Here is an 18,240-nt window from a genome sequence, read left to right on the forward strand (position 1 = left end):
GTCAGTCGGGGACGTTCTCCCCGTGACCGAGTTCGCGCAGTGCAGCCTTGAGCTTCGCCTGCGCCTCGACGAGCGATTCCTGGGACGGATTCTGCTCGGCGTTGCTGATGTTGAAATCGCCGAGGTCGTAGGCCGGGAAGACGTGCACGTGCAGGTGCGGCACCTCGAGGCCCGCGATCAGCAGGCCTGCCCGCGGTGCGTCGAACGCGGGGCGGACGGCCTGCCCGATCGTGCGGGCGACGTCCATGACCTTCGTCCAGATCTCACCGTCGACGTCCTGCCACTGGTCCACCTCCTTGCGGGGTACGACGAGGGCATGGCCCTGGGTGACGGGGGCGATGGTGAGGAACGCGACGACGTCCTCGTCCTCCCACACGAAACGTCCGGGCAGATCTCCGTTGATGATGGCGCTGAATACAGATCCCATGGCCGCCATTATGCGGCTTCGCCCCCCGTGAGTACTTATTAACCTCCCGCGGTTAATAAGTACTCACGGGCGCGAAGCGCACAGGAAACTCCCAGCCTCCGTCCAGAGTCATCGGAGCGTACGGGACGAATCTTGGACGCATGACGACGAATTCCCTCTCCCGCGCACCGGGCGCCATGGGACGACTCGAGATCCCCGAAACCTCCGAGACCGCGCCCGTGCTCGACGTTGTCGTGCCGGTCTACAACGAGGAAGCCGGACTCGAACGTTGCGTGCGGCGGCTGCGGCGGCACCTCGACGAGAACGTTCCCTACTCCGCCCGCATCACCATCGCCGACAACGCCAGCGTCGACGCCACCCTCGCCGTGGCGCACCGGCTGGCCGCCGAGATCGACGGCATCCACGTCGTGCACCTCGACGAGAAGGGGCGAGGCCGCGCTCTGCGCGCGGTGTGGAGTGCCTCCGACGCCGAGGTGGTGGCGTACATGGACGTCGACCTGTCGACGGACCTCAACGCCCTGATGCCGCTCATCGCGCCCTTGCTGTCGGGGCATTCGGACCTCGCGATCGGTTCCCGCCTCGCCCGCTCGTCGCGGGTGGTCCGGGGACCGAAGCGCGAGTTCATCTCCCGCAGCTACAACCTCATCCTCCGCAGCGCACTGCACGCGCGGTTCTCCGACGCGCAGTGCGGGTTCAAGGCGATGCGGGCGGACGTCGCGCAGCGCCTGCTGCCGCTGGTCGAGGACACTGGGTGGTTCTTCGACACCGAGTTGCTGGTGCTCGCGGAACGTGCCGGCCTCCGCATCCACGAGGTCCCCGTCGACTGGGTCGACGACCCGGACAGTCGCGTCGACATCGTCGCGACCGCCGTCGCCGACCTCAAGGGCGTGTGGCGGGTGGGCCGGGCACTGTCCACCGGATCGCTGCCCATCGGCAGCCTGCGCGACAGTTTCGGGCGCGAGCCGCTGGTGCCCGGAGTTCCCCGCGGCATGGTCGGGCAGTTGGCCCGGTTCGCCGTGATCGGCGTCGCGTCCACCGTCGCGTACGCGCTGCTCTACCTGATCCTGCATCCGATCGTGGGTGCGCAGTGGGCCAACGCCGTCTCACTGCTCGTCACCGCTGTGCTCAACACGGCGGCGAACCGCGCGTTCACCTTCGGTGTCCGCGGATCCGAGGGTGCCGCCCGGCATCAGATGCAGGGTCTGCTCGTGTTCGCCTTCGGACTGCTGCTCACCAGCGGTTCGCTGTACGTCCTCCACTCGGCGGCCCCGGACGTGTCCAAGCACGTCGAACTCGCCGTCCTCGTTCTCGCCAATCTCGTGGCCACCATCAGCCGTTTCATAGCCCTTCGCTGGGTCTTCAGGAACGCACGCCCCGAAGGAGTTCACGCATGACGACGACCCTCGAACAACCGAAGGTCGACGCGGCCGAACCACCTCCCGCCCGCAGGCGGTGGGAGACCTGGGCGCTCGCCGCACTGCTGGTCGGGACCGCGGTCGCGTACATCTGGGGGCTCGGCGCGTCCGGCTGGGCCAACTCGTTCTACGCGGCCGCGGTGCAGGCGGGTTCGGAGTCGTGGGAGGCGTTCTTCTTCGGATCCTCCGACGCCGCCAACTCCATCACCGTCGACAAGCCTCCGATGTCGCTGTGGCTGATGTCGCTGTCGGTGCGGGTCTTCGGGCTCAGCTCGTGGGCGATGCTGGTACCGCAGGCGCTGCTCGGTGTGGGTTCCGTCGCCCTGTTGTACGCCACGGTGAAGCGGTGGTTCGGCGCCCCGGCCGGTCTGCTCGCGGGTCTGGTGCTGGCGCTGACGCCGATCGCGGTGCTGATGTTCCGGTTCAACAACCCCGACGCCCTGCTGGTGTTGCTGATGATCGCCTCCGTGTGGGCGATGCTGAGGGCGGTGGAGGACGGACGCACCCGGTGGATGGTGCTGACCGGCGTGTTCGTCGGTCTGGGGTTCCTGACCAAGCAGCTTCAGGTGATGCTCGTCGTCCCGCCGCTCGCCCTGACCTATCTCGTCGCGGGACCGCCGAAGTTCGGCAAACGCCTCGCTCAGTGCTTCGCCGCGCTCGGCGCGATGATCGTCTCGGCGGGCTGGTGGTTGCTGATCGTCGAACTGTGGCCGGCGTCGTCGCGCCCCTGGATCGGTGGTTCGCAGAACAACTCGATCCTCGAACTCACGCTGGGCTACAACGGTCTCGGCCGGTTGAACGGTGAGGAGACCGGCAGTGTCATGCCCGGCGGCGGCAGTCGCGGGGACGCCGCAACGGCCATGGGCGGTGCCGGCGAGGCCATGGCGGGCGGCGGCTTCCCCGGAGGAGGAGCCCCCGGCGGTGGCGGTATGTGGGGCAGCACCGGCATCACGCGGATGTTCGAGTCGGCTCAGGGCGGTCAGATCGCCTGGCTCATCCCGGCCGCACTGATCCTGCTGGTCGCCGGTCTCGCACTGCGCGGCAGGGCGCCTCGCGTCGACACCCAGCGCGCGTCGTTCCTCGTGTGGGGTCTGTGGCTGCTCGTCACCGGACTGACGTTCAGCTTCATGGCGGGCATCTTCCACGCGTACTACACCGTCGCGCTCGCACCGGCCGTGGCCGCGCTGGTGGCGATCGGTTCGGTGACGCTGTGGCGTCGGCGGGACACGCTGTGGGTGCGGGCGGTTCTCGCCGCGACATTGTCGGCCACCGCTGCCATGTCCTGGGTTCTGCTCGGACGCAGCGCGTCGTTCGTGCCGTGGCTGAAGTGGGCCGTGGTCGTCGTCGGCGTCGTCGCCGCGGTTGCCGTGCTGGTTCCGGCGCTGACCCGAGGCCGGATCGCGGCCGTCGTCGCGCTGGCCGCACTGTTCACCGGGCTCGCGGGACCGACGGCCTACGCCGTCGACACCATCGCGACGCCGCACACCGGTTCGATCGTCTCGGCCGGACCCAACGTCGAAGGCGCCCGCGGAGGCCCCGGCGGAATGGGTGGCCCCGGCGGCATGGACGGTGCCGGACGCATGGGCGGCCGCACCGACGGTGCCGCGGTGCCTACCGCACCGGGCGGTGCCGTCGCCGGCGCAACGGACGGCGCGGCGGCAGGAGCCCCCGACGGCATGGGCGGTATGGGTGCCATGGGCGGCGGCGCCGCCGGGGGACTGCTCTCCGGTAGCGAGCCGGGCGCGGAACTGGTGTCGTTGCTCGAACAGGATTCCGGCAATTACACCTGGGTGGCAGCGGCCATCGGATCCAACAGTGCGTCCGGCTACCAGCTCGCCACCGAGGACCCGGTCATGCCGATCGGCGGTTTCAACGGCAGCGATCCGTCACCCACGCTGGAGCAGTTCCAGCAGTACGTGGCGGACGGCAAGATCCACTACTTCATCGCCGGCGGCCGAGGCGGCGGAATGGGTGGAGACGGAACGGCATCGGAGATCTCCACCTGGGTGCAGGAGAACTTCACCGCCGTCACCGCCGTCACCGTCGACGGCGTGACCCTGTACGACCTCACGTCCTGACCGAAACCCCCTGTGAGTACTTGTTAACCGCCCGCGGTTAACAAGTACTCACAGCTGTGTCAGACGTCGAACGAGATCTCGGGCGTGCGGCAGATCAGCAACCTCCGCACGAGGCCCGAATCGTCGAGTTGCGCCGACGTGTTGAACGAGGCCTCGAATTCGCCGTTCCGGGTGGTGCGTCCCAGCGCCAGTTCGACGTCTCCCACACGAGCACCCGCGAGGACCTCGTGGACGAGCACACTCTTCTCGCGTTGCTGCAGGTACTCGACGAGTCCGGCGCGATCCCCGACGAATTCGGCGGCATTCCCTCCGCCGGTGGAGAATTGAACCGACATCCGGAAATCGTCGGTGATCATGTTCAGGACGCGGTCGGGATCGTCCGAATCCATGATCGCGAACCACGCGACCAGCACGGGAGTCGCAGAAGTCGTCTCGTTCAGTTCAGTCGCGCTTCCCATGGGCCAACTCCTTTGTGAGAATGCTGAATTCCGTGTCGAAGGACACCTCGTACGCGTCGACGGCGCCATCGCTGTCGAGGTGCATCGCGGCGAGGAAGTAGCCGGTTGTCTTCACGTCGTTCTCGACGACGGAACCGTATGCGAACTGGACGTCGCCGGCGCTGCTCGTTCGGAGCAGCACGTGTCGTCGATCGACCGGGGGCCGTCCCCTCAGGTAGTCGAGCATGTCGGCGCGGCTGTACCCCCGGCGGACGGTACCCGGGAGGACTATGGCGAACTCGATCGATTCGTCGAGCAGGGCAACTGCGTCGTCGATCCGGCCGCTGTCGAGGATCGCGTAGTACCGCTCGATCACGAGTGCATCGGTCATGAAATGAACTTAGTTCAACGCAACGCCGCTTGTCGAGACTCCTTGCCGCGACGGCTGCAGCGAAACTAAACTGAACTCACGTCAATTTGAGGAGAGTTCCATGCCGTCGCCCCATTCCCATCCCTGGCCCGAGACCGAACCCCCGGCGATGACGCCTGTCGCCGAGCACGACGATATCCGGGCGGTGGTCCGCCAATTGCTGGATCGGCATTCGACGCTCGAGGCCGGCAGACTCGCCGCCGAGTCGGAAATCGGCTATTCAACCGAGTTGTGGTCGCTTCTCGTCGAGGAGATGAACGTCGCCGCCCTGACGGTGCCGGAGGATCGCGGCGGTCTGGGTTACAGCGTGGTCGAACTCGGGATCGTTCTCGAAGAATGCGGGCGCGCGCTGGTCTGCGAACCCGTACTCACGTCCGCGACACTGGGAGTGCAGGCCCTGCTCGCCGCCGACAGGTGCCCGCAGGTCGACGAACTGCTGGGGCGAGTCGTCCAGGGCGAACTCGTCGCAACCGTGACAGCCCTGAGCGCGGAGACCGATTTCGTCGACGCCACCCGAACCGGAGGTCGCTGGTCGGTGTCCGGCCGCGCGACCAATGTCGTGCAGGGCGGCGCGGCCGATATCGTCGTGTTACTCGGGCGCGGTGACGAGGGACCCGGCCTCTACGCGGTCGATCTGCGGACCGCCCCGGTGCGGCGCACGGAGCTTCCGGTCATCGATCCCAGTCGGCGGCAGGCGAATCTGCTCTTCGACGATGCGGCCGCGGTGCGTCTCGTCGGATCCGGCGACGCACTGCGGGCGGCCGCATCGCTGCGGAGCCTGGGAGTGATCGGGCTGGCGTGCGAACATGTGGGAATCGTCGATCGTTTACTCGAAAGCACAACGGAATACACGATGCAGCGCCACCAGTTCGGGCGAGCGATCGGCTCCTTCCAGGCCGTCAAGCATCGACTGGCCAACACTTTGGTCGAGTTGGAGAAGGCACGATCGGCGGCGCGATATGCGGCCGCCGTGTTCTCGGAAGACCCGGACTCCGCGGCGCTCCCGGCTGCGGTCGCGGGAGCGATCTGCACCGAGGCCGCGATTGCCACCGCCCTCGAGGCCGTGCAATTGCATGGCGGTGTCGGCTTCACCTGGGAACATGCGGCGCATTCCTACGTTCGCCGCGCGCTCGGCGACGAACCGCTTCTCGGTGATTCGCGGGCACACCGCAGTCGCGTCGCGGATCTCGTCGGGCTCTGAATCGGGGGCGCCTGCCCTCGGCTGAATCGAAACCTCTTGCCCCGCCCTATTGACGGACCATCTCCCACCCAGTAAAACTGAAGTGAATCCAGTTCAGTTTCTCCCCTCGAAAGGACACCGACATGGTGGACACCGACCACATCGTGCTCGAGAAGGACGGCGACGTCGCCCGCGTGTGGCTCAACCGCCCGCACAAGAAGAACGCGGTCACCGTCGAGCTGCTGCATCGCCTCGACGAGATCATCGTGGAGGTCGACAACGACCCCAGCCTCAAGGTGCTCGTCCTGCGTGGACGTGACGGCACCTTCTGCTCGGGCTTCGATCTCGACGAACTGCGGGAGAAGTACGTCGGCTCCACCACCGCGATGGACGTCGCCGTGCTGTCCGCCAGGGTCTGCGACCGCCTGTACTCGATGAATACACCGTCTGTCGCGGTTCTCGAAGGCTTCGTCACCGCAGGCGGTTTCGAGCTCATGATCTCCTGCGACTTCGCCGTCGCCGCCGAGGACGCCCGGATCGGCGACTTCCACATCCGTCGCGCGCTGTTCGGTGGGGCAGGCCCGATCTACCGGCTCCCGCGGATGATCGGAATTCGAAAGACCAAGGAGCTCATGCTGACCGGCAAACTCCTGACCGGCAAGGAGGCGGAGGCCTTCGACCTGATCAACGCGTCGGCGCCGGCCGAGGACCTCGACAAGCTTCTCGCCGAGTTCATCGCCCCGATCGTCGACAAGAGCCCGTTCATGATGAAGCTCACGAAGATGTGCATCGACCGCGGTCTCGACGCGGACATCCAGTCGCTGATGGTGATGGAGCACCTCGCCGTCGGCAACGCGCTGCAGTCCGAGGACGCACGAGAAGGCGTGAACGCCTTCCTCGAAAAGCGTGACCCGGTCTGGGTCGGTCGCTGATCCGAACGCCGTCGACGAATCCCGAGGAGAGAATGAGGATGGGCGAGACACATACCGCGCCTGCGCTCGGCGCGAGCCGGTGCTCCCACTGCTCGACTGTCGCGTTCCCGGCCACCGGCCTGTGCTCGCAGTGCTCACGACCGGCGATGTCGCCGTTCACGCTCAGCACACGCGGAACGGTCTGGGCGTACACGGTTCAGCGGTTCGCCCCGAAATCCCCGCCGTACGTCCCGCCGCCGAACGGTTTCGCGCCGTTCGCCGTCGGATACGTCGAACTCCCCGAGGGAATCAAGATCGAAGCCGTGCTCGAATGCCACGACTTCGACGAGTTGGACGACGGGGCGCCGGTGACCTTGATCGCCACGGCGCCGGTGCCCCGGTTCGCCACCGACGCCTATCTGAAGGAGACCCGCTGATGTCCACCGTGTCGATCATCGGGGCCGGACTCTCGAAGTTCGGCCGTCAGCCGGGCAAGAGCGGTCGCGAGCTGGCCCTGGACGCAATCGCGTCCGCCTTGGCCGACGCCGGCATCGCGTGGCCCGATGTTCAGGTCGCATTCGGTGGCAGCGACGGTTCCGGGCTCGCCGACACCCTGGTCGCCGAACTCGGGCTCACCGGCATACCCTTCACCAACGTCAAGAACGGTTGCGCGACCGGCGGTAGCGCGCTGGTGTCGGCCGTCAACGCGATTCGCGCGGGTGCCGCCGACATCGCGCTCGCCGTCGGCTTCGACAAACATCCGCGCGGCGCCTTCGACCCGGCACCGGAGGATTGGGGCCTGCCCCTCGGCTACGGCGAGGCGGGCCTGATGGTCACCACCCAGTTCTTCGGCATCAAGATCGCGCGGTACATGCGCGAACACGCGATCAGCGCACCGACTCTGGCCGCCGTGGCGGAGAAGGCGTACCGCAACGGCTCGCTGAACCCGAATGCCTGGCGCCGCGAACCGATGTCCGCTGAGGCGATCGCCGCAGCGGACATGGTCAACGACCCGCTCACTCGATACATGTTCTGTTCTCCCGGCGAGGGCGGTGCCGCCGTCATCGTGGCGAGTGAGGCTGCAGTCCGGCGCCTCGGCGGCAGACCCGTTCAACTACGGGGTATTTCGTCGGGCACCCGCCGCTTCGGCTCCTTCGAGGTGTTCGGTCCGTCGATACAGGGCGAGGGAACCCCTTCGAGCGTAAGTGCGTCCACCGCTGCCGCCGCGTTCGAGCAGGCCGGACTCGGTCCGTCCGACGTGGACGTCGCGCAACTCCAGGACACGGAGAGCGGCGCCGAGATCATGCACATGGCCGAGTGCGGATTCTGCGAGCACGGCGAACAGGAGAAACTGATCGCGGCCGGCGAGACGGAGATCGGTGGCCGGATCCCCACCAACACCGACGGCGGATGCATCGCCAACGGGGAACCGATCGGCGCCTCCGGCCTCCGGCAGCTACACGAGATCGTCACGCAGTTGCGCGGGGAGGCCGGTGCCCGACAGGTTCCCGGACACCCGCGCATCGGATTCACCCATGTCTACGGTGCGCCCGGAATCAGCGCCTGCACCGTCCTGTCCGTCTGAGGAAGAGCTATGAATCAAGCAACGATGCCCGACCTGGACCAGTTCGTGGACGAAGCGCGGGCGTGGCTGAGAACCGTCGCCGAACCGCGCACCCAGATCAAGTGGGGGGTGGGATCCGACTCCGTCGCCGTCTTCGAGAATTGGACCGCGGAGCAGGAGCGCGACGAGACCGACCATATCCGGGCGTACGAGCAGACGAAGTTCGACGCCGGCTGGGGCTCGATGAATTGGCCGGACGAGTACGGTGGCCGTGGCCTGCCGATGTCCTACGTCCTTGCGTTCCGTCGGGAGGAGAACTGTTTCGACGTGCCGCGCCGGACCGAAATGTTCTCGGTGACGCAGCAACTGGTGGCCCCGGCAATCGCCCAGTGGGGAACACCGGAACAGTGCGAACGGTATGTGCGCGCGATGCTCCGGACCGATATCATTGCCTGTCAGCTCTTTTCGGAGACCGAAGCCGGATCCGACCTTGCCGCCGTCCGGACGAGGGCAGTCGAACGGAATGGCCGCTGGACGATCACCGGGCACAAGGTGTGGACGTCCGGCGCCCGCGTCGCCGATGTGGGGGTGGCGGTGTGCCGCACCGACCCCGACGCGCCCAAACACGCAGGACTCACGGTGTTCCTGGTTCCGATGGATGCTCCCGGGGTCACCGTCCGGCCGATCCGCCAGATGACCGGGGGCAGTTCCTTCAACGAGGTCTATCTCGACGGTGTCGAACTGTCGGACGACCACCGGTTGGGTCCGGTGGGGGAGGGGTGGCCGGTCGCCTTGACGGTGCTGGCGGCAGAGCGACTCGATGCCGGGAACCTGGGTCTGGCCAACGCCGATCACGCCGTCGAACTCGCCCGTCACCTCGACCGGCAGCTGACCGAAATCGAGCGTGACAAGGTCGCGGATCTCGTGACCCGCAGCTATGTCCAGCGCGTGACCGGTATGCGGGTGGCCGCGGCAGTGGTCGCCGACAAGGACCCCGGACCCGAGGCATCGGTGGGCAAATTGCTCGCCACGGACACCATGGCGCGTACGTCGGAGGTCGTCCGGCTGTTGCTGGGACGCGATCTGATTGCCGACTCGGGCGAGTGGGGAACGTTCGCGTGGACGGAGCATGTGCTCGGCGCACCCGGGTACCGGATCGCGGGCGGCACCGACGAGATCCAGCGCAACATCCTCGCCGAGCGTGTTCTCGGTCTGCCGAGGGAGCCGCGCCGATGACGACGAACAGCACACTCGGCGTCCGGGTAGCCCAGCGCTTGCGCGAGCAGAGCCCCGGCCTCGACGTCGGCACACTCGAGCCGCTCCTCGGTGGCCATTCCGGATTGACATACAAAGTGCAGACCAGCGACGGCGACCTCGTGGTCAAGGCGGTTCCCGAGGGGCAACGCCCCATCGGGCGGCACGATATGGTGCGCCAGGCAAGAATCATGGAAACACTCGGTGCGACAGAGGTTCCCGTTCCTCGCATCGTCGCGGTCGACGAGGACGGGCCGGCGTGGTTCGCGATGGAGTGCGTGGCCGGGGAATCGCTCGAGCCGGTGCTCGATTCCCCGCCGGTCGAACCGGCCGTCGCGGCGGCACGGATGCGCCGGGCCGCCGCGGTGCTGCCGCTGCTGCACGCGGTGCCGGTCGACACGATCCCGGCGGCCGGGGACCCGTTGTCACCCGGTGCGGAGCTGGCGCGGTGGAAACGCACCCTGGACGCCGTTCCTCCCGACCTCGTCGGCGGCGGCGACGAACTACTACGCCTCCTCGCCGCCGATCTCCCCGACGCGCTGGCACCGACGTTGGTGCACGGCGATTACCGGCTCGGCAACATCATTGCGCGTGACACCGAGCCCGCGGCTTTGATCGACTGGGAGATCTGGAGCCTGGGCGATCCGCGGGTCGAATTGGGCTGGTTCCTCGTCTTCGCCGACGGTGCGAATTTTCCCGGGGTGGGACGCGCGGTGCCGGACCTGCCGTCCGCGGACGAACTGATCGACCTCTACACCGGGGATCACCCGGCGCTGCCGGATATGAACTGGTTCAACGCGCTCGGCCGTCTGAAGATGGCGGCGATCATGGGCCACAACTTGCGCCGGCACCGTGAGGGCCGTCACCACGACCCCGACCAGGAACGGCTGCCCGACACCATCTCGCAGCTCATCCGCAGCGGAACCGCGCTACTTGCCTGATCAACCTCCGATCATCGCGTGACGCGATGACGGAACAGAGAGGACCTCACGTGGACTTCGAATACTCCGCGCGCACCGAGCAACTGCTCGAGCAGCTGCGGAACTTCATGGAAGAGCACGTCTATCCGGCCGAGGCCGTGTACGACGAGCAGATCAAGTCGAACGACAACCCACACGAGCAGCCCAAGGTCATGCTGGACCTGCAGGCGAAGGCGCGCGAGCTCGGATTGTGGAATCTCTTCATGACGCACGGCGAGTGGGGCGCCGGTCTCACCAACCTCGAGTACGCCCCGCTCGCCGAGCTGGTCGGACGCTCGGTGATCGGCAACGAAGCCATCAACTGTTCGGCGCCCGACACCGGCAACATGGAGATCCTCGCCATGTACGGCACCGAGCAACAGCAGTCCCGGTGGCTCGCGCCGCTCCTCGACTGCACGATCCGGTCGGCGTTCGCCATGACGGAACCGGATGTGGCGAGCTCGGACGCCACCAATATCACGTCGACCATCCGCCGGGACGGCGACGAATACGTCCTGAACGGCCGGAAGTGGTACACCTCGGGCATTCTCGACCCCGACTGCAAGCTCGTCATCTTCATGGGCAAGTCCGATCCCGACGCTCCGACCTACCGGCAGCAGAGCATGATCCTGGTGCCCGCGGATTCTCCCGGTATCGAGGTGCTCCGCGATCTGCCCATGTTCGGGTACCGCGACCGGCTCGGTCACGGCGAGGTCCAGTTCACGGACGTCCGGGTGCCTGCCGATCACATGCTCGGCGCGGAGGGCGACGGTTTCGCGATCGCGCAGGGCCGGCTGGGGCCGGGCCGCATGCACTACGCGATGCGGGCGATCGGCATGGCCGAGCGCGCCCTCGAGCTGATGTGCCGACGAGCTCTGCAGCGCAATGCCTTCGGTGCGCCGCTCGCCGACCGCGGTGTGGTACGGGAGTGGATCGCGCGCAGCCGGATGGAGATCGACCAGATCCGGCTGCTGGTTCTCCAGTCGTCGTGGCTGATGGACACCCGGGGCAACGCCGCGGCCCGGTCGGAAGTCGCCGCGATCAAGGTCGCGGCCATGGAGGTCGCTCATCGGGTAGTCGACCATGCCGTCCAGACCTACGGCGCGGCAGGGGTGAGTGACGACACGATCCTGGCCCGGCTGTATGCGATCACCCGGGCGCTGCAGATCGCCGACGGTCCGAACGAAGTCCATCTGCGCACCATCGCGCGCCTCGAGCTGAAGAAGTACGCATGAATGCACCGCGAGAACTGACAGGCAAGGTCGCACTCGTCACGGGGGCCACCCGTGGGCTCGGATACGCCATCGCCAGCGGGCTGGCCGCCGCGGGGGCCACGGTGATCGTGTCGAGTCGCAAGGAGGACGCGTGCATCTCCGCGGCCCTCGCGATCACGAGGGACACCGGTGGCATCGCCGAACCGCTCGCACTGCACGTCGGGAAGTGGGACGCGATCGAACTCGCCGTCGACCACATTCTCGCGCAGTTCGGGAGCCTCGACATCGTCGTCAACAACGCCGGCATCGCACCTCTCTCGCCGAACCTCGAGTCGGTCTCCGAGTCGCTCTTCGACAAGACGATCGAGGTCAACCTCAAGGGCCCGTTCCGGCTCATGGCGGTGGCCGGTGCCAGGATGAGCGCGGCCGGGGGCGGTTCGATCATCAACATCTCGAGCATCGGGGCATTGCGGCCCAGCCCGCCGGAGGCGATGTACGCGGCATCGAAGAACGGTCTCAACGCGCTGACGATGGCCTTCGCTCAGGAATACGCGCCCCGGGTACGGGTGAACTGCATCATGCCGGGCGGATTCGCGACCGACATGGCGGCGGATTGGGACGACGAGTTCGTCGGCAAGATCATCGACCGACTCCCTGCCGGCCGCCTGGGGCACCCGGACGAAATCGCCGGTCTCGTCGTGCATCTGGCGGGCGACCGTGCCGGTTACACCACGGGTGCCGTCATCCCGGTAGACGGCGGGCGCACGGCCGTCTACTGACGCGCGTGCCACGAACACGAGTAGGAGCCAACCACATGCAGGTACCCGAGCTGTTTCAGCTGAGCGGTCGCGTCGCCGTCGTCACGGGTGCGTCGTCCGGACTGGGAACGGGATTCGCGCGGACACTGGCGTCGGCGGGCGCGACGGTCTTCGCGGCCGCCCGCCGTGTCGAGCGCCTCGCGGCGCTGGCCGACGAGGTCGAGGGGGTCGTCCCCGTCGAGTGCGACATCACCGTGGACGCGGATCGGCGCTCGCTGGTCGATCGGGTACTCGCGGAGGCCGGACGAATCGACGTCCTCGTCAACAACGCAGGCAGACCCGGCAGGCCGAACGCCGAGGACGAGAGCCCGGAGGAATTCTCCTCGATTCTCGACGTCAATCTGGCCGCGGGATTTCATCTCGCCACGTCCGTCGCCTCGACCACACCGGCAGGCGAGGCCGCGTCGATCATCAATATCTCCTCGGTCGTCGGGCTGGTGTCGACGGCACCCATCGGCGGGGCGAGCTATGCGGCATCGAAAGCCGGCGTGCTCGGACTGACCCGCGAACTCGCCGGGCAGTGGGGCAGGCGTGGGATCCGCGTGAACGCCATCGTGCCGGGCTGGTTCGACACGGAAATGACCGATGGATTGTTCAGCAACCAGCGCTCGGCGGACTGGGTGCGCCGCAACACGATGCTCGCCCGCGGCGGACGCCCCGGTGAGGTGGACGGGGCCGTGCTCTTCCTGGCGTCGGACGCGTCGTCGTACGTCACAGGCCAGACTCTGGTGGTCGATGGCGGCTGGACCGCCCGGTAGGCAAAGGTGACACTCATGGCAGTTCCGACGATGCGCGCAGTACGCCTGACCGGCTGGGGTGACGGTGCACGGGTTGTGCGCATCCCGGTTCCCGAACCGCGGGGGCATCAGCTGCTTCTCCGGGTCGAGGCCGCCGGGCTGTGCAGATCCGATCTGCACGTGATGGACGCACCCGCGGGAGTATTCGACTATCCCCTTCCGTTCACGCTCGGGCACGAGGTGGCGGGAACCGTCGTCGGTGCGGGCCCGTCGGCGGACAAGTCCTGGATCGGCGAGTCCGTCGTCGTCCATGGTGTCTGGTCGTGCGGGCAATGCCGCAACTGCCGCCGAAGTCGGGAGAACTATTGCTTCGAACTGAGCCCACGCGAGGACGGTCGTCTCACCGCGATCGGCAACGGCATCGGGTATGACGGCGGTCTGGCCGACACCATGATCGTTCCATCGGAGCGGTGCCTGGTCCGTACCCACGGGCTCGCTCCCGAGAGCGCCGCCCCACTCGCCGATGCCGCCCTGACGGCCTATCACGCAATCCGTACCAACCGGGACGTCGTCGACGCCGACTCCGTGTCCGTGGTGGTCGGTGTCGGGGGACTGGGCCACCTCGCGATCCAGGTTCTTCGCGCACTAGGCGCGGGAACGATCGTCGCGGTCGATCCGCGGGCAAGTTCGCGCGACCTCGCGCGTCGATTGGGGGCGGACGTGGCGGTGTCGGACATCGCGGAGGTTGCGACCTTGCGGTCCGGCGTGGCCCGGCGTCACTGCGCTGATGTGGTCTTCGATTTCGTCGGAGCGCCGGACACGATGGAATCGGCGGCACAGTTGCTCGCCCCCGGGGGCCGACTGGTCACCGTCGGCAGCGCCGGCGGTCGGCTCACGGTGGGAAAAGACGTGGGACTCGCGGCGGGGTGGCAGGTGACTGCGCCGTTCTGGGGAACTCGAGCGGACCTCGAGGCCGTGGTCGACCTCGCGAACCGGGGCCTGCTGGCCGTCGAGGCGACCGCGTACCCGTTGGACGACGTTCTCGACGTGTATTCGAAGTTGCGCCGCGGCGAGATCACCGGGAGGGCCGTCGTGATCCCGTGACGGACGAAAAGCTGGGCGCGGTGCGCGTCGTAGTCAATAATGAAACTAGTTCACTTCAATGAAAGGGTCGGCGGAATGTGGGAGCTGGCACGCGAATTCGTTGCTCGCGCAGCGAATTCTCCGGATGACATCGCAGTCGTCGATGCGACGGGGGAGCACACGGTGGCGGAGGTGGTCGCGGCGGCAACCGGGCTCGCCGCCCAACTGAACGCCGCGACGGGTGGCTCACCGACGGTGTTGGTGCAGGCCGACAACACGTGGCGCACACTCGCCGCGGCCATCGCCGTCGGACTGCGCGGCGGCCTGATCGCGGTGTTCAGCCGACATGCCACCCCGTCGGAGTTCGCCGTGGCCCTGAACGATATCGCACCCGACGTGGTGATCGCCGACCGGCAGTCGCTCTCGCACTGGGGTGTACCGGAGGACCGCTTCTGCGAGGAGGCGGCCGCGCCGGCCGGCTGGGTGATGCGCTGGTCGCGATCACCGGTCAGCGACGTCGAGCGATGGAACGGCGGGATCGCGATCGCGATGACGTCCGGGTCGACCGGACATCCCAAGTGCGTGGTGCAGTCCGAATCCGCAATCCGGTACGCCTGCCGTTGCACGGTCGAGGCGGTCGGCCTCGAACCTGGAGATCCTGTCGCGGCGTTCGTGCCACTGTCGTCGGTAGCCGCTTTCTGCTTCGGGCTCTATCTCCCCGCCATGCTGGCCGCGCCGATGGTCTGCATGGACGGCTGGAAGCCTGCGACAGCCCTCCAGATCGTCCGGGAACACCGGGTCGCGTGGACGATGCTCGTCCCGACCATGGCGCTTCAGCTGGCCGTTGCGCCGGATGCTGCGGGAGCGCTGACGTCGCTGCGCGCAATGACCGTCGGCGGTGGTCCCATGGATGCCGGCGCGCTCGGTCGCGCCGAACAGACCCTCGGCACCACGTTCCTGCGTGTGTTCGGTATGTCCGAGTGTCTCGGGCACACGACCCCGCTGCCCGCGGACGAACCGGGCGTCCGCCTGGGGCGGGACGGTCGTCCCTTCCCCGGGACCGTCGTCCGGGCGGTCGACGCACACGGCACTCCTCTGCCACCGGGCCGCGTGGGCGATGCCCAGGTCATGGGTCCCTCCCTCTTCGTCGGCTATGCACGGTCAGGGGTTCCCGCGCCCCCCGAACTCACCGCGGACGGATTCCTGCCCACCGGCGACCTCGTCGAAGTCGCGGAGGACGGCACCATCCGGGTCATGGGGCGCCAGAAGCAGATCATCATTCGCGGGGGCCGCAACATCGACATCAACGAGGTCGAGGCCGCGATCGCACGCATCCCGACCGTGTCCCAGGTGTGTGTGGTCCCGGTTCCGGACGAGCTACTCGGTGAGCGTGCTGCGGCCCTGGTCGTGAGTACCGGCGATCCGATCACCCTCGACGAGGTCGTCGCATATCTCGGAGACATCGAATTCCCGAAGTTCAAGTGGCCGGAGTTCGTCTTCGCGATCGACGATCTGCCGCAGAATCGGGTGGGGAAGCTGTCTCGGCCGGATGCGGTAGTTCTTGCAACACGCCTGCTCGCGGGTACCGACAGCCACTCATATTGACCCGACTTCACCTCAGTTCAGGTAGTCTCTGAGGTACCGACCCGAACAAACAGATGGATGGGGGACTCGTGTCCGTAGAAGCCATGACGCTCCGCGATGGTCCGCGTTCGAAGCGCGGGCTCATTCTGACGGCCGCGATCGAACGCTTCGGGGAGGTCGGCTTCGAGCACACGAAGTGGGCGTCGATTGCCGACGAGGTGGGCATCGGCCAGACGGCGCTCTATCACTATTTCGAGTCGAAGGGTCACTGCCTGCTGACCATCATGCGTCTCGAACTGGCGCAGTCGCTCGAGCGATTCACCGCCGCGATCGAGGGCGTCGACGACCCGGTCGAGGCGTTGAGTGCCGCCGTCACCAGCGCTCTGGAAGCGACCCCGCGGGACGCCCTTCAGCGGCGCATCCTTCAAAGCCACATGGATCTGCTCGCCACTCCCCGCCAATCGGAGAAGGAAGAGGCCGAGCGTCAGACCTCGCGCGCGCTGGTGAACTCGATCGAAGAAGAATGGTCTCTTCTCATTGCGCGGGGGATGGGTGCGGGCGTATTCGCCGACAGTGATCCACGATTGATGGCCCGGCTGATTCTCGGACTCGTCGTCAGTGTGTGGCGGTGGTATCGACCCGGCGGGGACATGACCCTCGACCAGCTCAACCAGCACGTTCGCGACGCCACCCTGCGCATCGTCCGCGCGTAACGCGGGCGTGTGCGGAGGGGTGGTTTTTCTTACTCTCGATATTTGAACTAAATTCAGGTCAGTTATGGAGTGATGATGTACAACTTGATCGTCTTGGCCGCTCGTCCGCACGACTGGAGCCATGAGCAGTTCATCGAGTGGTGGCGCGGTGAACATGCCGACGTGACCTACCCGCTGCCGGGCCTGCGGCGCTGGCAGCACACCGAGGTGCTCGACGCCATGGACGACCGGTCCCGGGAATGGGACGGCGTCTCGATTCTGAGCTTCGACTCCCGCGAGGACCTCGATGCCGCACTCGCCAGCCCGGAATGGCAAGCCGCAGTAGACAACGTCGGCCAGATGCGTGGAAAGCGCATCCTCGTCATGGGGGAGGAGAAAACGATGGTCGAAGTGGACAACGGTGAATCATGAGGGCGCACTGGATGGAACCGGGCTGCTACGAGGTGGCGCCCGGTGTGCATCGAGTGCCCCTCCAGATGCCGGGCGACGGCCTGGGAGCAGTGAACGTCTATGCCCTCGAGACCGAGGACGGGCTTGCCCTCATCGACGGCGGCTGGCGAGTCGGCACGACCTTCGACGAGATGGAGCGCGCACTGCTCCACATCGGTCACAGCACCGAGCAGATTCACGACATCTATGTCACCCACGTGCACCGCGATCACTACACGTTCGCGATCGAACTCCGCCGCCGTCACGGCTCCCGCGTCCACCTCGGCGTGGCCGAGGCTGACGGATTGGCGGCCGTCAGTGCACTCGGCAGTAACGTGCCGACGGACTCGCTGCACGAACTCCGCCGCGCCGGTGCCCCTCTCCTGGCAGACACGGTCGAGGTCATGACCGCCGCGGAACCGTTCCACCCCTCGGACTGGGAACAGCCCGACCACTGGCTCACCGCAGGTCCGCTTCGGATCGGACGGCGCACACTCGACGTGGTGCACACGCCCGGCCACACGAAGGGGCACATGGTTTTCCACGACGACGAGCAGGGGGTGCTCTTCAGTGGCGACCACGTCCTGCCCACGATCACGCCGTCGATCGGCTTCGAACTCGGCGACTGGGATCTGCCGTTGGGGCGCTACCTCGAGTCGCTGACCCGACTGCTCGAACGCCCCGACTCGCGACTGCTTCCGGCGCACGGAGATCCGGCACCGAGTGTGCACCTGCGCGTCGAAGAACTTCTCGCGCATCATGACCGGCGCTTCATGACCATGCACGACGCGCTGGTCTCGCTCGGGCCGGCGACCGCGATTGCCGTCGCGGACGCGGTTACGTGGACGCGTCGCGAGAGGCCGTTCTCCACCCTCGACCCGTTCAATCAAATGATCGCGACCTGTGAGACCCTCGCCCACCTCGACACGTTGGTCGATCGCGGCCGGCTCACAGTCCGAAGACGAGGCGACAGCGACGTGTTCTCCGTCGTCTGACTGCGGAAGGAT

The 18,240-nt window shown here is 67.1% G+C and carries 19 protein-coding genes; 16 read left to right on the forward strand and 3 right to left on the reverse strand.

The annotated features are described in order from the left end of the window. Position 1: 1 nt before the first annotated feature. Entirely contained in the window at positions 2-427 is a 426-nt protein-coding gene (locus tag PSR88_RS24165) for an HIT family protein (protein ID WP_192815092.1), read from the reverse strand. Between the two features lie 140 nt (positions 428-567). On the opposite strand from PSR88_RS24165, the gene PSR88_RS24170 reads away from it, so the two are divergent. Then, positions 568-1,821: a bifunctional glycosyltransferase family 2/GtrA family protein gene (locus PSR88_RS24170; RefSeq protein WP_011597074.1), complete on the forward strand. Its 1,254-nt coding sequence runs from the start codon at positions 568-570 to the stop codon at positions 1,819-1,821. After that, positions 1,818-3,920, forward strand: coding sequence for an ArnT family glycosyltransferase (locus PSR88_RS24175; protein WP_016883974.1), 2,103 nt, complete (start codon positions 1,818-1,820; stop codon positions 3,918-3,920). Before PSR88_RS24170 ends, PSR88_RS24175 begins: the two co-directional genes overlap by 4 nt. A 59-nt stretch (positions 3,921-3,979) precedes the next feature. On the opposite strand, the gene PSR88_RS24180 is transcribed toward PSR88_RS24175, so the two are convergent. Both PSR88_RS24180 and PSR88_RS24185 read right to left on the reverse strand, forming a co-directional pair. Continuing rightward, positions 3,980-4,378: a hypothetical protein gene (locus PSR88_RS24180; RefSeq protein WP_011597076.1), complete on the reverse strand. Its 399-nt coding sequence runs from the start codon at positions 4,376-4,378 to the stop codon at positions 3,980-3,982. After that, on the reverse strand, positions 4,362-4,748 hold the full coding sequence (locus tag PSR88_RS24185; protein WP_009477818.1) for a hypothetical protein: 387 nt from the start codon (positions 4,746-4,748) through the stop codon (positions 4,362-4,364). Before PSR88_RS24185 ends, PSR88_RS24180 begins: the two co-directional genes overlap by 17 nt. A gap of 100 nt (positions 4,749-4,848) precedes the next feature. On the opposite strand from PSR88_RS24185, the gene PSR88_RS24190 reads away from it, so the two are divergent. The 14 genes from PSR88_RS24190 to PSR88_RS24255 all read left to right on the forward strand — a co-directional run bounded on the left by PSR88_RS24190 (position 4,849) and on the right by PSR88_RS24255 (position 18,228). Next, on the forward strand, positions 4,849-5,988 hold the full coding sequence (locus PSR88_RS24190; RefSeq protein WP_016883973.1) for an acyl-CoA dehydrogenase family protein: 1,140 nt from the start codon (positions 4,849-4,851) through the stop codon (positions 5,986-5,988). Between the two features lie 122 nt (positions 5,989-6,110). Further along, complete coding sequence (locus PSR88_RS24195) at positions 6,111-6,899, forward strand: enoyl-CoA hydratase/isomerase family protein (RefSeq protein WP_016883972.1); 789 nt, start codon at positions 6,111-6,113, stop codon at positions 6,897-6,899. Positions 6,900-6,937: 38 nt separating this feature from the next. Further along, a complete protein-coding gene (locus PSR88_RS24200; RefSeq protein WP_009477821.1) occupies positions 6,938-7,315 on the forward strand; it encodes a Zn-ribbon domain-containing OB-fold protein in 378 nt (125 codons plus the stop codon). Continuing rightward, positions 7,315-8,463 (forward strand): thiolase family protein, encoded by a 1,149-nt coding sequence (locus tag PSR88_RS24205; RefSeq protein ID WP_016883970.1) that lies wholly within the window; start codon positions 7,315-7,317, stop codon positions 8,461-8,463. The genes PSR88_RS24200 and PSR88_RS24205 overlap by 1 nt, the downstream gene beginning before the upstream one ends. A gap of 9 nt (positions 8,464-8,472) precedes the next feature. Next, positions 8,473-9,678, forward strand: a complete 1,206-nt coding sequence (locus PSR88_RS24210; protein ID WP_011597081.1) for an acyl-CoA dehydrogenase family protein — start codon at positions 8,473-8,475, stop codon at positions 9,676-9,678. Further along, positions 9,675-10,637, forward strand: a complete 963-nt coding sequence (locus tag PSR88_RS24215; protein WP_016883969.1) for a phosphotransferase family protein — start codon at positions 9,675-9,677, stop codon at positions 10,635-10,637. The genes PSR88_RS24210 and PSR88_RS24215 overlap by 4 nt, the downstream gene beginning before the upstream one ends. Before the next feature lie 50 nt (positions 10,638-10,687). Then, complete coding sequence (locus PSR88_RS24220; RefSeq protein ID WP_016883968.1) at positions 10,688-11,890, forward strand: acyl-CoA dehydrogenase family protein; 1,203 nt, start codon at positions 10,688-10,690, stop codon at positions 11,888-11,890. Beyond that, positions 11,887-12,648, forward strand: a complete 762-nt coding sequence (locus PSR88_RS24225; RefSeq protein WP_009477826.1) for an SDR family NAD(P)-dependent oxidoreductase — start codon at positions 11,887-11,889, stop codon at positions 12,646-12,648. Before PSR88_RS24220 ends, PSR88_RS24225 begins: the two co-directional genes overlap by 4 nt. A 35-nt stretch (positions 12,649-12,683) precedes the next feature. Beyond that, positions 12,684-13,445: an SDR family NAD(P)-dependent oxidoreductase gene (locus tag PSR88_RS24230; RefSeq protein WP_011597084.1), complete on the forward strand. Its 762-nt coding sequence runs from the start codon at positions 12,684-12,686 to the stop codon at positions 13,443-13,445. 15 nt (positions 13,446-13,460) lie between these two features. Further along, positions 13,461-14,528: an NAD(P)-dependent alcohol dehydrogenase gene (locus PSR88_RS24235; protein WP_011597085.1), complete on the forward strand. Its 1,068-nt coding sequence runs from the start codon at positions 13,461-13,463 to the stop codon at positions 14,526-14,528. A gap of 75 nt (positions 14,529-14,603) precedes the next feature. Next, positions 14,604-16,112 (forward strand): class I adenylate-forming enzyme family protein, encoded by a 1,509-nt coding sequence (locus tag PSR88_RS24240; protein WP_011597086.1) that lies wholly within the window; start codon positions 14,604-14,606, stop codon positions 16,110-16,112. 83 nt (positions 16,113-16,195) lie between these two features. Continuing rightward, a complete protein-coding gene (locus tag PSR88_RS24245; RefSeq protein WP_081437460.1) occupies positions 16,196-16,804 on the forward strand; it encodes a TetR/AcrR family transcriptional regulator in 609 nt (202 codons plus the stop codon). A 75-nt stretch (positions 16,805-16,879) separates the two neighbouring features. Further along, positions 16,880-17,215, forward strand: a complete 336-nt coding sequence (locus PSR88_RS24250) for an EthD family reductase (RefSeq protein ID WP_011597087.1) — start codon at positions 16,880-16,882, stop codon at positions 17,213-17,215. A gap of 11 nt (positions 17,216-17,226) precedes the next feature. After that, positions 17,227-18,228, forward strand: coding sequence for an MBL fold metallo-hydrolase (locus tag PSR88_RS24255; protein WP_009477832.1), 1,002 nt, complete (start codon positions 17,227-17,229; stop codon positions 18,226-18,228). Positions 18,229-18,240: the final 12 nt, after the last annotated feature.

The sequence above is a fragment of the Rhodococcus sp. DK176 genome (assembly GCF_038447315.2).
Classification (GTDB): Bacteria; Actinomycetota; Actinomycetes; order Mycobacteriales; family Mycobacteriaceae; genus Rhodococcus_F; species Rhodococcus_F jostii_A.